The sequence below is a fragment of the Lysinibacillus sp. G4S2 genome, assembly GCF_030348505.1.
Taxonomy (GTDB): Bacteria; Bacillota; Bacilli; order Bacillales_A; family Planococcaceae; genus Lysinibacillus.
In genome coordinates, this window is record NZ_JAUCFJ010000002.1 from 2,450,917 (window position 1) to 2,463,544 (window position 12,628).

Below are 12,628 nucleotides of genomic sequence, written 5' to 3' on the forward strand. Positions count from 1 at the left end.
ATGCAGTTTTCTATGGTAAACACAGAAAATCCAGAAGGACCGACTTAATGGAGGTAATGGTGAATCCCATGAGGGACATTGAGCGGGTGCAGTAGAAACTGTTATAAGAAGACAAGCTATTCACGGAGGAGTCGAACGAGATGCTAATGAATCAAATATTATCACGGGAGAATCTGCTTCTCGCACTCAAACGGGTGGAACGAAACAAAGGGAGTCATGGAGTAGACAAAATGCCCGTAAAATTCCTACGACAGCATGTAGTCGAAAACTGGCTAACGATTAAGAAGCAAATTCTTGAGGGAACCTACCAACCACAACCAGTTCGCAGAATCGAAATCCCGAAACCTGACGGCGGTGTGCGACTATTAGGAATCCCAACCGTGACAGACCGACTCATTCAACAGGCGATTGCCCAAGTGCTATCCAACCTATATGACCCGAACTTCTCGAATCATAGTTACGGATTTCGACCAAAACGAAGTGCTCACGATGCAATCCGAGAAGCCAAAGGTCATATAAAAGAAGGATACCGCTGGGTAGTAGATATGGACTTAGAGAAATTCTTCGACAAAGTAAACCATGACCGTCTAATGAGTACATTAGCGAAGAAAATTTCTGATAAACCTCTACTCAAGCTGATTCGTAGATACTTACAATCGGGTGTCATGATAAATGGTGTCGTTTATGATACAGATGAAGGAACACCCCAAGGGGGCCCACTGAGTCCACTTCTCTCAAATATTGTGCTGGATGAATTAGACAAAGAATTAGAGAAACGTGGTCATAAATTTGTCCGTTACGCCGATGACTGCAATATTTATGTGAAAACAAAACGAGCAGGAGAACGAGTGATGGCAAGTATCAAAACCTTTATTGAGAAGACGCTACGATTGAAAATAAATGAGAAGAAATCCGCAGTGGCTCGTCCTTGGCAACGTAAATTCCTAGGATTTAGCTTTACCTCCCGCAAAGAACCACAAGTTCGAATTGCGAAAGAGAGCATAAAGCGAATGAAGAACAAAATTCGGGAATTAACAGCTAGAAAGAAGCCATTTCCAATGGAGTACCGAATTCAACAATTGAATCAATATTTAATTGGGTGGTGTGGCTACTTTGCATTAGCGGATACGAAATCAATATTTGAATCACTGGATGGATGGATTAGAAGAAGACTTCGCATGTGTTTATGGAAGAATTGGAAAAAGCCTCGTACGAAAGTGTGCAACCTCATTCGTTTAGGAGTTCCAGACTGGAAGGCTTACGAATGGGGCAATACTCGCAAGAGTTACTGGCGTATCTCGAAAAGTCCAATATTACACAGAACCCTTGATAACTCTTATTGGAGTAACCAAGGGCTCAAAAGTCTGCAAGCTCGTTATGAAATCTTGCGTTATTCATCTTAATTGAACCGCCGTATACGGATCCGTACGTACGGTGGTTGGAGAGGTCGGGAGTTAATCACTCCCTCCTACTCGATTAGTTATTCTTTAATTGTTTCGGCAAATGATTTACGACCAGAATTCACTTTATTTACGGTAACGTTTATTTTACTAAGTGAATCTGCAGACAATGGTATCTTGCCATCTTTCTCTATTTTTTTCCAAGCCTTGACGTTTTTTCGATATAGATGCTCAGATAAGCGGTAAATATCAACATCTAATTTTAAACCCTCTTCATATGATGTTTTTATATCTTTTTTAATTGCTTTAATTATGCCTTTTTTTATTTCGTCGGTCGATACTTTTCCTTTGAAACCATTGATAATCGCATTAAATTTTATATCAGCTTCAAATGTCACTTCATTGTTTTTTACAATTGGTTTAATATCTGTACTTAATTTTTCTAAATCGACTGTTAAGTATTCTTTTTCTTTATTTTCTAATTTAAAAGTTACGTCTCCTCGAGTTTTTTTATGATACATCCATTGGATACCTTTTGCAGCCTCATCCTTAACAATGCCTTTAAAACCATCCTTTGAAAGTAAGCCAACGCCTGTTAAAGCGGTTGCCTTTGTTGGTTTGTTGGCAGTTTCCCAGTTTTTATTAATTGTGACGAATGGAATATTAACTTCATGACTCGGTTCATTTAAGTTGAGAACGAGGTTTCGTAAATCAACGGGCTCTACAAAAGTTTCTAGCTCTTTTGTATACAATGGATTACTTAGTTTTGAAGCTGTTATCGATTTATTTAACATGGGAGTAATTAGAAGAATATCTTTAATAGGGTCCTGTGTACAATATGTCAATATTTGATATCTTGTTTCCCGATGACGTATAAAACTATCAACAGTAGAAATTGCATTTTCATTTTTCAAGGCATCCTCAGAGAAAATAAGGTAGTTCATATGTCCCCAAAAAATTTTTTGGTCGATGGAGCGATATAATTTGAAAAATGCTTCTTCCATCGTTTTTCCTTTAGCAAATCCAATCTCTGCCTGGGCAGTCTGAGGACTAGGCGCTTCAGATTTAGCAACATTAGCAAAGTTAATGATCTGCATATATATTTCATATTGACCATCTTTAAAATCGACACCAATACCGTCAACATAGTACATTCTTTGTGGTTCAGTAACATCCCAACATCCAGATAGTAATAGTACAGCTGTTAAACTTACTATTAATACAATTTTTTTCTTCATTTTTGATCCCTACTTTTAGAAATTCTTGTGTAATTTTGAGGGCAAAGGGGTTTGTTTGATACACTTTTAGCTTGGACAAAAAATGAGAGGATTATAAGCAGTGAAAAACTTAGGGAAACTACAATAATACAGACAAGGACTCACTACCTAGTGTTGAAAAAATGGTCAAGGAAATGAGAGTGATTTCCTTGACCATTTATTCGTTCTCTTGCGGGGAATAACTCGCGATGGAAAAAAGTAGGGATTTCGTGAAGTGATTAAATTCCTTTATTATCGCGAATTTCTATAATCGTTCCTTCTGGTGCTTTTAACTTACATAGCTGGCCATTTTCAACCTTATAAATAATGTCATCTTTTTTGTATATAAAAGTAACATTCATACCCTTTAGTCGATCTACCTCTTCACTAAGATCGTCAACCCATAAACAGAAATGTACAATGCCTTGACCATTTGAATTACATGCCTCAAGTTTTTCATTATATTTACCTGTTTGGAGTTCAATATAAAAGGTACCGAGTTTTAACCAAGTGTTAAAATGTCTATCGTGGAAATTTGGTGACTCTTGGACTAGCTCAAACCCTAATACTTCCGTATAAAAATTTAAAGACTCAGCATATGTATTGGTTTGTATACATATGTGATGCACATATTTTCTAACCATAAATTTAAATCTCCTTTTATTTGCTAGGATAGTATAATATTTAACTAACATTAAAGACAACTATATAACGCATTCCTTAGAGCAAGTTCTCTTGGTTCATTAGCCATGCCAAATCCATGTTTATTCATTGCGTAAGCATAACCTAATCTCTCGTCTGGATCAGCAAAGCAGAACGAGCCTCCAGCTCCAGGATGTCCAAAAGAGCTCTCACTTTGACCAAATTGCATAGCCGAAAAGTGTTTCCAAAACCCTAAAGAGTAAGCGATATTTATACAATTTACATGGTCATAAAAACCTTCTATTGGGGGAGTAGCGCTCTTTCTTAATTCATTCAAAGTGAAAGAATCTAATCCTAGTATTTTTGCCCCACTCGCAAATGCACCATAGATTTTAGCCATTCCTCTTACTTGGCCAACGCCATTACCTGAAGGAAATTCAATAGATAGTATAGGACGATGATTAAAATTATCATTAGCAACAAACTTTTTAGGATCCACTAAACTTCGCGCTACTAGTGACTTAGAATTTAAAAATCCAAGTAACATTTTTGGTGGCAATTTAGTAATCCCTTTAAGTAATTGTATAGGATGATTTATGCCTTCAATAGTTGTTATTCTATCTTTGGAGATGTCAGCAGGCAAACCAATATAAAATTCTGCATTTAGTGGTTTAGCTATTTCTTCGTTAAAAAAATCTATTAAGGTACGGTGTTTTGGATCCGTCCTTTTAATGAGTTCTGCAATCAATGTCCCTATTGTCCATGCATGATAACCATGAAATTTTCCAACCTCCCAATCTGGTTTACGTGCAGCAAGGGAATGTGCAAGACATGAAGTATCTAGGTCTTCTATATGTTCAATTTTAAGCTCATCGAGAGTGGATAAACCAGCTTGATGTGCAAGAAGTTGTCTAACTGTAATTTTCTCTTTTCCATTCTGAGCAAATTCTGGCCAATATGTACAAACTGTTTCATCGTAATCAATGTAACCTTTTGAATGTGCTAGACTTAAAGCTAATGCAGCAAATCCTTTAGTAGCTGAAAAGACTTGAACTAATGTGTCTGTCTCCCATTCGGTACAAGATTTCCGATCTCGATATCCTCCCCATAAGTCAACGACAGGTTCGTTATTTATATAAACAGAAAAGGCTGCTCCAACTTCTCCTCGGTCAGTAAAATTTTTAACAAATTCTTCCCTCACTTTTTCAAAACCTGGTGCAACAAAACCGTGAATTGGGATATTTTTTCTTATTCTCATATTGTTTTCTCCTTCTGAATATACCATCTCAAGTCAATACCTTTACAAAAAAGGATAAATTTAATAAAATTAACTTAACAGATATATGACTAAAAATCAACAAATAGTCAAATAAAAAGGTGGCGTTATGATGGCAAGAATTTCAGCTGAACAGAGGATGAAAATACATGAAACACTACTCAATAAGAGTAAAGAATTATTTATTCAGTATGGTTTTTCTAAAACAAGTATTGATGACATTGTAAATGCGTGTGGGATTGCAAAAGGTTCTTTTTATTCATACTATCCTTCAAAAGAAGAATTATTTTATGCCGTGTTGCGAAGAGAAGAAGAAATAAAAAATAAAATCATTTCTGAGGTTATGAGTGAATCTTTACCACCAAAAGAACTGTTAATGAGATTTTTTGAAATTTCTTTTAAAGCTATCGAGGAAAATGAATTTTTACAAAATCTTTATCAAAGAGGGGAATACGAGAAAATAGTGAAGAGACTCCCGAAGGAACTTATCGACGAACATGCTAAGGAAGATTTAGAGAGTTCATTAGAGTTTGTTAAATTTCTACAGGAAAAAGGGGTTACTGAAGAGGATCCTGAAATTGTAATTGGTCTTTTTAGAATGATTATGCTGTTACCTTTACATCGACAAGAAATTGGTGAACAAACTTTTTTAAAGACCATGAAAAAAATGATTGAAAGTTTATCCAACGATTTAACAAGAAAAAATAGTTGAATGGAAAGAACAACTGATAGACACAAACGACCAGTGCTCAATTCACTTAAAATGAAGCGTATCTGCTCAAATGATAGCAGAATAGCTTATTACCGAGGAAATAACGTAACAGTTTGCTTATTTTCTTACAAGTATAAATTACACCAAAATGGATAATTTATAAATCGGAGGTGATAATTTTGACAAAAGAAAAGCGTAATAACAGTGAACTAGATCAAGTAGAACTTGGGTCAGATTTAAGCCCTGATGATTTAGATGTACGTGAAGAAAATGATCTAACAAAAGAACAAAAGAACAATTCAAGTAAAGAAAAACAATGCAACGATAACACTTCTTCGAAACGTAATAAATAATAAGATAGAACGCATAAAATTTACTACCACAATCTTTGGGTTGTGGTTATTTAAATTGGAAGTTGGCTTCAAGTACATGGAGGATTTTCTTCTTTATCTCAAGATATTCATCGTAATTGCAGTAAATCTTTAAATATGTAAAAATATAGTAATGAGTTGAGGAGGGGGGAAAATGGTGATAAAGCAAAAAATTATATCAATTGCTGCAATATCTGGTGGAGGAAAGACAACTATTGCTAAAGAACTTACGAAACTACTGAAGAATGCAGAGTCACTTCATTTTGATGATTATGATTTTGAAGGACCCGATGATATTTGTAAATGGGTTGAAAAAGGGGCGGACTATGATGAATGGGATATAAGTCCTTTGGTTAAGGATCTAAAAGAATTACAAAAGGACGCTAATGTAGAATATATCATTTTGGACTATCCATTTTCATATCTCAATCATCAATTAAAAGGATTCATAGATACATCTTTTTATGTCGATACACCGCTAGATATCGCTCTGGCGAGAAGAATAATTAGGGATTCAAATTCAATAACCGATGCTATAGATGAATGTGAGCACTATATAGATAGTGGTAGAAATGCTTATTTAGAAGCTGAAAAATCTTTAAAACCTAATTGTGATTACATAATAGATGGTAGATTATCGCAAGAAGCTATTATTCAGAAAATAATTAGTCTGATAGCAAATGAATTTTAACTAAAAAGGCCGTGGTGTTAAAAGCTTGTTGTTGGAATTAAGGTTACATAAAACAATAAAGGGGGAGATGCCTTTGAAAAATTTCAAATATTTAATTACTTTTATTGGGATAATGTTGATTCTTATAACAGGTTGTTCAGACATTAGAAATGAAGAGCAAAAGATAGAAGTTCAAAAGCGTATTGGGGATGAAAGTAATTATGAAGACTTCAAAGAAATCACTGATAATGAGCAAGTTCAAAAGGTGCAAGAGATAGTAGATGATATTGATTGGGAAAATGCAAAAGTAGATAGGGCGCGTCCAGCTGATTACAGATTTGTTTTCCAATTTAAAAATCCAGAAATAGAAGCAAAGGCGGTATTATATGAACTTTGGATAAGTCCAAATAAAGATAAAGTGGAGCTCGCAATAGATGCTGAAAATAAACATAGTCAATTAGACGAGAAGAAGTCAGAAGAACTCTTTGCAATACTTACTGGTGAAAAATTAGCTGACCTCAAATAATTATTGGAGCTCGAAGATGTCTTTTATTTTGCATTTCGCAATAGCATTGGCGGTAATATGTCCATCGTATTACCGCATTATGTATTTTTAATAGGATTACTTACTTCTTTCAAGTTCTTCGATTCTTTTTTCTAGTTCCTTTTTTTTAGTTCCTTTGCTGGCCACAAATACCCATGCAACAATAAAGGCTAACGCAATCACTGTAAAAGAAATAATGATAAGTGCAGTAATGATCAAAGCAAAGCCTCCTACTCTTGATTACTAGGAATTACAACATATGGGATCTATTAGAACAATTTTACAAACAGCTGCATCGTTAGGGCTTAAAGTGAATTTTTATCCAAATAATACACAGAAGATGAAGCGGGGAGAAAAGAATGATTGTTAAAAAAACATTTTCTGATAGAAATGTACAAAATTTCGTGAATTTGTTTTCTTCAAAAATTAATAATGGTCTTGAAATCACGTACAGAAAAGAAACATTAGAAAATGTTAGAAACGATAACAACTTTACAGATCAGTTAAAAAAAGAATGTGGAATATACTACTTTATACAAAAAGATATCGTTAAGTACGTAGGCAGAGCGCTTCCTGCAGTTGGATTAAGGTCCAGAATTTTAAACCAAATTAACGCTTTTGGTGATGAAGAATGGGATAAAGTGATTAAGGATAATAGCACGGAAATTGCTGTATATATATTCAATGATATAGAACAATGGTATTTCATATCTGCATTGGAACATTATCTTATAGAGAAACTTGAACGACCTATCTTTAATAAACGCTACTAAAAGGGATGAGCTATTTCGGTGTGTCCAATATGAACTGTGAGAGTAATTGAGAAGGGCAAATTATGGATATTTATTTGAGCAAAGGATTGCTGATGGTATGGATGTATCGAAAGCAGGGGCAATAAAGCTAGACTTGTAAAAATCATTAAATAAAGACCAGGTTTCACAAGTATTTGTGATTGACCTGGTCTCTAAGAGAAGAATTTTTGTTCTGGAATAAAACGACAAGTCGTTATTTTACCGTTTTATTTACTAACTCAATGGTGTTTTTAATAAAATCTTGGTAATGCGTTTGGGGTAGTGTATCTATTTTGCTAGCTGCTCTTTGCGCATAAATAAGAGCTTCCTCTACTTTTCCAAGTTGCATAAGACAAATGGCTCTATAAGAATACGCAGTGTAAAGAATACATAATTCAAGCGGGTAACTATTTGAGCTCGGCATCTTAAATTGCTCAAACGCTTCTAAGGCTTCATTTAGCTGTCCTTTTCCTAATAAAGCTTTCCCTTGTTCAAGATAATAAAAATCACTTCCAATGTTTCCGTTTAACATTGTAGCAAATTTATCTAAGTAACAAAGAGCTTGTTCATAATCTTTTGGTATTTGATTGTGATAGTGAGCTTGCAGTAACAAAGTATAAGCTAAGGACTGATCATTTTCACTAAAAACAGCAAACTGTTCTGACTTCTTAATAAAATAGACATAATCCTTTTCGTTGTTATGAAGAAGGGCTTGGAATGCTGCAATTCGGAAAATATTATCCATCTTATAATAGACCATTTTTTTCTTAGACATTTCAATTAATTGATGAAGCTTCTCCTTCCCAGATATATATTCACCTATCCCGAAAAGTAAGACCATTTCAACGTAATTCGCTTCTAAATCAACGAGCATATCAATCACGGTTGCTCTTTCATCATACTCTTTTCTTACATTTCGTAACATTTCCAGGGCATTATGATACTCGCCATTTTTCGCATGGTATTCTACTACGTATACTTGCGCTGCCAAACTGTGACTATAAAGAGATAACCGATCATAGATTGTTACTGCCCGATCTATCAATATTTCTCCATTGTTTTGATCTGACTTCAAAACTGTCCTTCCGGAAATTTCTAATATCCTAGCAGATTCCAATGAAATGGGAAACTGTCGGTCAAAAATGTCTTGAGTCAAACTAATTATCTGTTCATCATTATTTTTTTCAAACGCTTCCTCTATTTTAGTAAACAAATTTTTAAGCTCATCAGTTGTAGGATTTCCTAATAAATATTGAGGGTCACAGCCTAACTGGCACGCTATAAATTTTAAACTGTCCATCGAAGGGTTCGCGTGCCCGTTTTCAATCATACTCAGCATTCCCTTTGACATTTTGTCACCTGTTAGTTCTACAAGTGTCATACCTTTTTCTATTCTTAATTTTTTGATTCGTTGTCCTAACTCATTCATATTCTAACATCCCTTGAAATTCAATTTGCAAGTTCAATTATATTAAACTTCAGCTTGAAAAGACAATTATTACATGTTACGATTAAGTTCAATTTAATTGAACTTCCTTAGATTGGATTTTACAAAAGGAAGATAGAAACGGAAATAGAGGGATTACATATGAGTGAATTTATTGAAAATGAAGCAGGAAAAAAATTAGCTATAGGTGGCATTGAATTATACTATGAATTGATAGGGGAGCATCACGAAGGTCCACCTTTAGTTTTTGATTCAGGGTATGGTGTTACTTTAGAAAACTGGAATTCAATTAAAGATGAAGTGTCTAAATTCTCAAGGATGTTTATTTATGACAGAGCAGGAATCGGAAAAAGTGAAATGGATGACAGACCTCGACATAGTAGACAAAGTGTAGAGAACTTACGTATATTACTTAAAAAAGCAGATGTAAAGCCTCCGTATGTATTAGTGGGCCACTCATTAGGGGGATTAAATATAAGATTATTTGCAAGTACATATCCAGAGGAAGTCGCAGGAGTAGTCCTCTTAGATTCATCTCATGAGGATCAAAATAAAATATTGCCTTCTTTATTCGCAAAAGAAGTTCAAGAAGCGTATTATAATCAATTTACTTTGGAAGGATCTCTTCATGAAGTTGAAGAGAGCTTAGAACAAGTTCGAAATAAATCGTTTGGAAATATTCCATTGATTGTCGTTACAGGCGGTCTCCAGCCTTTTCATACAAAGGAATCAATGGCTATGTGGCTGAAATTTCAAGAAGAGCTTGCAAATCTGTCAACAAATAAGCAACACATTATTGTTGAAGATGCTGGGCATGCGATACATTTTGATAAACCAGACGTTGTTATTAGTATATTAAGAGATATTTTAAGTAGGGTAAAGAATGACAAGGAGCACTTCGAGGATAGTGATTGTCGTTAATTGAGATTCGATTATCAAATAAAAGTGTTGCCTTATGCTGATCACGCACTTATGACACAGGTTGAAGGATTAACTAATAAATCGATAAACATGTAACGAGTTTGGAATGTGACCCCGAACAAAGCATAATAAAAAGAAGAGACTGGGACAAAACTAGCTGAGAAATCGATGCTGTTTGATTTCTCTTTTACTATGTTAATAGCAGTATATTTCCGGAGATTTACTGTCTCGAGTACTTTTGATTGTTTATCAACTAACTTTATCGAGTTATCGACCGACTTTATCGATTTATCAACCAACTTTTTTAATTTATCAACCAACTTTCGAAAAATATCGACATCTCCTTCATGAAACACTATCTGATTGCACTGATAATTTGCATCGTTTATGACATAAGTATATTTTTAAGGCAGAATTAAAAAATTTAACATCAAAAAAAGCGAGAAATCAACGTTTCTAAATTGATTTCTCGCGCTTTTTAGGTTTTGGCCAGTTTTGTCCCAGCCACTTCTCAAATTTAAAATTTATTTAATGTTAGAATAGGTTAGTTAATTTGCTAATACCAAAAATACGGTAAAAGTCACTCCATACAAGCCCATAAATCCGACAGACATTTTTGATAATTTAGTTTTGATGGAAAAAGCATTCTGAAAACCAGCTTTAAAAAGATTCACAACGAAAATAGATACTGCTAAGAAAAACGATATCATAGCAATAATTAACGCAACTTGCTCCATTAAAATAACCTCCTGTAATGATCTGTATTGTAGAATAATAAGTATATTTATCAAACCGACAAGCCATAGTACATTACTCATGCGAATGCCAAAAACTTCTCGTTCATTGATTTCTATTTTCCAAGCATCGATTATACCTCTCAGTAAATCGATCAACAGAAAGAATGTCCAATCTTTCTGTTCTAAGAGATCATTCATTTCATCGCCATATCGTTTTCTCCAATTTCTTGGATACAAATACATTAACCACTTCATATAAGCCCAAGCCTTTTTGCGCCGAGTGTAGTTATTGCTTGGATTTCTTGAATTTGGTTGCTTAAATATTCACGTCCCGCATCTGTTAGCCTGTAAGGTTTTTTACGATCATCTGATTCAAGCACTTGAATGTAGCCGGCTTTTTCTAAACGGGTAATGGCTCCATATAAAGTTCCAGCACCTAACTTAATACTATAATTTTTTTCAATATCCTCCATAATTGCATAGCCATGACAATCTTTTTCAGCCAGACTAATCAAAATAAACAACGAAGGCTCTGAAAACCTATCTTTTTTCTTCACACAATACCTCCTCTTGAAAAAGTTTATTACGTTTGGCGATATAACGTATAACGTAATAATAACTGTAATATGGAAATAATGCAATAATGAGCCCATTAAATTCAGAAAATATCTGTAAGCCTAGCATATTAAAATGCGAAGAAAGCGAATGTTTCGTTTTCGTATTTTTGAGTAGGGGAGACAAATATGATTGGTGCAGGAATGTGACTGTAGAAAAAGAAAGACTAGGTACTCAATTTTGAGCCTAGTCTTTTCATCTGCTTTAGTTGGTAGGTAGTCCAAGAAAATAAGCCAGTATTAATAAATCTCTTCATTATCATAAAAATCGACGCTTTATTTATTGTAATTAAATATGAATAAAGCCTTGTCAGATCTAAACAAGGCTTTATTCAATCGGATAATTTAATTAATTGTTATCTCTTGCCTCTTCGAAGTTTTTCTTATCAATTTTATAGTCATCTTCTTTTACAAGACCAGCTTTATAGGAAGCCTCTAGTAACTGCAGCTCTCCGCTCCAGAATTTATCATTTGCTTGAGACAGTTTGTTACGTTGCTCTGCTGTTAAATCTTCCGGATTTTTTGGTTCTTTGTTTGGATTTTTTTTATTATCAACAAGGATTCCGTACTCTAGTTCTAATTTCTCTGATTGTTCATGAATTTCATCTACTTGTTTTCTTAGTTTCATCAGTGACTCTACTTGTGAGCTTGTAATTTCTGGATTAATTGTTCTAAAATACGCTAGCTCATCTTTATAGTCTTCAGTTTTTGTACTTGCCCATGCAGTTGATAAACCTCCTATTGATATAAGGATAGCTAATGATGTGATAATTGTTTTTTTCATAATATTTTTTGTTCCTTTCAATGTGTATTATTTAGTTGATTCGTTAAATCCGTATTGTAATGTGTAAACGTATGTTTTAGTTACATCTCTAAAATGATTTCACAATGTTAAAAGTGGTTTAACTGCTCTGAGCCAGTTTTTCGTGTGAAAATTTATTTTATTACTGATGTACTTTCAATTCATTTTATCTATATTACCTCCTTGATAGTGTAATATTACACTTTAAAAGAGTTTATGTCAATAAAAGTGTATAAATAATTTATTAAGGTAATTTATTTTCAAAGGACTTGCTAAAAACCAGCTAGAAGTCTAAATCTTACAAAAGAATAATGTAAAAGTGTCAGTGGCTATACGCTTCATAACTTTGATGTGTAAGTGGCTAAAATCAAGCAGCATGATTTTAAAAACAAATTTGATTTTTGAAATTGATTTCTTTAAAAAATTTTTAAAAAAATGAATCGGA

The 12,628-nt window shown here is 34.0% G+C and carries 15 protein-coding genes; 7 read left to right on the top strand and 8 right to left on the bottom strand.

Annotated elements, in window-relative coordinates:
• Window positions 1-140: 140 nt before the first annotated feature.
• Window positions 141-1,403 (top strand): group II intron reverse transcriptase/maturase, encoded by a 1,263-nt coding sequence (gene ltrA, locus QUF91_RS12545; RefSeq protein WP_289416808.1) that lies wholly within the window; start codon window positions 141-143, stop codon window positions 1,401-1,403.
• A gap of 77 nt (window positions 1,404-1,480) precedes the next feature.
• On the opposite strand, the gene QUF91_RS12550 is transcribed toward ltrA, so the two are convergent.
• The 3 genes from QUF91_RS12550 to QUF91_RS12560 form a co-directional block, all read right to left on the bottom strand.
• Window positions 1,481-2,638: a Ger(x)C family spore germination protein gene (locus QUF91_RS12550; protein WP_285398600.1), complete on the bottom strand. Its 1,158-nt coding sequence runs from the start codon at window positions 2,636-2,638 to the stop codon at window positions 1,481-1,483.
• A gap of 257 nt (window positions 2,639-2,895) precedes the next feature.
• On the bottom strand, window positions 2,896-3,300 hold the full coding sequence (locus tag QUF91_RS12555) for a VOC family protein (protein WP_289417991.1): 405 nt from the start codon (window positions 3,298-3,300) through the stop codon (window positions 2,896-2,898).
• Between the two features lie 50 nt (window positions 3,301-3,350).
• Window positions 3,351-4,556 carry a serine hydrolase domain-containing protein gene (locus QUF91_RS12560; RefSeq protein WP_289417992.1) on the bottom strand — a complete coding sequence of 402 codons (1,206 nt, stop codon included), beginning with the start codon at window positions 4,554-4,556 and terminating at the stop codon, window positions 3,351-3,353.
• Between the two features lie 130 nt (window positions 4,557-4,686).
• Here QUF91_RS12560 and QUF91_RS12565 point away from each other — a divergent pair, with 130 nt between their 5' ends.
• The 4 genes from QUF91_RS12565 (at window position 4,687) to QUF91_RS12580 (ending at window position 6,853) form a co-directional block, all read left to right on the top strand.
• Entirely contained in the window at window positions 4,687-5,286 is a 600-nt protein-coding gene (locus QUF91_RS12565; protein WP_289417993.1) for a TetR/AcrR family transcriptional regulator, read from the top strand.
• A 170-nt stretch (window positions 5,287-5,456) separates the two neighbouring features.
• Window positions 5,457-5,639 (top strand): hypothetical protein, encoded by a 183-nt coding sequence (locus tag QUF91_RS12570; protein WP_285398606.1) that lies wholly within the window; start codon window positions 5,457-5,459, stop codon window positions 5,637-5,639.
• A 172-nt stretch (window positions 5,640-5,811) separates the two neighbouring features.
• Window positions 5,812-6,348, top strand: coding sequence for a nucleoside/nucleotide kinase family protein (locus QUF91_RS12575; protein WP_289417994.1), 537 nt, complete (start codon window positions 5,812-5,814; stop codon window positions 6,346-6,348).
• Window positions 6,349-6,415: 67 nt separating this feature from the next.
• Complete coding sequence (locus tag QUF91_RS12580; RefSeq protein ID WP_285398627.1) at window positions 6,416-6,853, top strand: YhfM domain-containing protein; 438 nt, start codon at window positions 6,416-6,418, stop codon at window positions 6,851-6,853.
• Window positions 6,854-6,949: 96 nt separating this feature from the next.
• On the opposite strand, the gene QUF91_RS12585 is transcribed toward QUF91_RS12580, so the two are convergent.
• Entirely contained in the window at window positions 6,950-7,090 is a 141-nt protein-coding gene (locus QUF91_RS12585; protein ID WP_285398610.1) for a hypothetical protein, read from the bottom strand.
• A gap of 140 nt (window positions 7,091-7,230) precedes the next feature.
• Between QUF91_RS12585 and QUF91_RS12590 the strand changes: the two genes are divergently transcribed.
• The gene (locus tag QUF91_RS12590) at window positions 7,231-7,644 is read left to right on the top strand and encodes a hypothetical protein (RefSeq protein WP_285398612.1); all 414 of its coding nucleotides are present in this window, start codon (window positions 7,231-7,233) and stop codon (window positions 7,642-7,644) included.
• A 232-nt stretch (window positions 7,645-7,876) separates the two neighbouring features.
• Here QUF91_RS12590 and QUF91_RS12595 read toward each other — a convergent pair whose 3' ends face one another.
• Window positions 7,877-9,091, bottom strand: coding sequence for a helix-turn-helix domain-containing protein (locus tag QUF91_RS12595; RefSeq protein ID WP_289417995.1), 1,215 nt, complete (start codon window positions 9,089-9,091; stop codon window positions 7,877-7,879).
• Window positions 9,092-9,250: 159 nt separating this feature from the next.
• On the opposite strand from QUF91_RS12595, the gene QUF91_RS12600 reads away from it, so the two are divergent.
• Window positions 9,251-10,030 carry an alpha/beta fold hydrolase gene (locus QUF91_RS12600; protein WP_289417996.1) on the top strand — a complete coding sequence of 260 codons (780 nt, stop codon included), beginning with the start codon at window positions 9,251-9,253 and terminating at the stop codon, window positions 10,028-10,030.
• 548 nt (window positions 10,031-10,578) lie between these two features.
• Here QUF91_RS12600 and QUF91_RS12605 read toward each other — a convergent pair.
• From QUF91_RS12605 to QUF91_RS12615, 3 genes are all read right to left on the bottom strand, one after another.
• Window positions 10,579-11,022, bottom strand: coding sequence for a hypothetical protein (locus QUF91_RS12605; RefSeq protein ID WP_285398616.1), 444 nt, complete (start codon window positions 11,020-11,022; stop codon window positions 10,579-10,581).
• Window positions 11,019-11,324 (bottom strand): PadR family transcriptional regulator, encoded by a 306-nt coding sequence (locus QUF91_RS12610; RefSeq protein WP_285398617.1) that lies wholly within the window; start codon window positions 11,322-11,324, stop codon window positions 11,019-11,021. Before QUF91_RS12610 ends, QUF91_RS12605 begins: the two co-directional genes overlap by 4 nt.
• 406 nt (window positions 11,325-11,730) lie before the next feature.
• Window positions 11,731-12,165 (bottom strand): hypothetical protein, encoded by a 435-nt coding sequence (locus QUF91_RS12615; protein ID WP_289417997.1) that lies wholly within the window; start codon window positions 12,163-12,165, stop codon window positions 11,731-11,733.
• Between the last annotated feature and the right edge of the window lie 463 nt (window positions 12,166-12,628).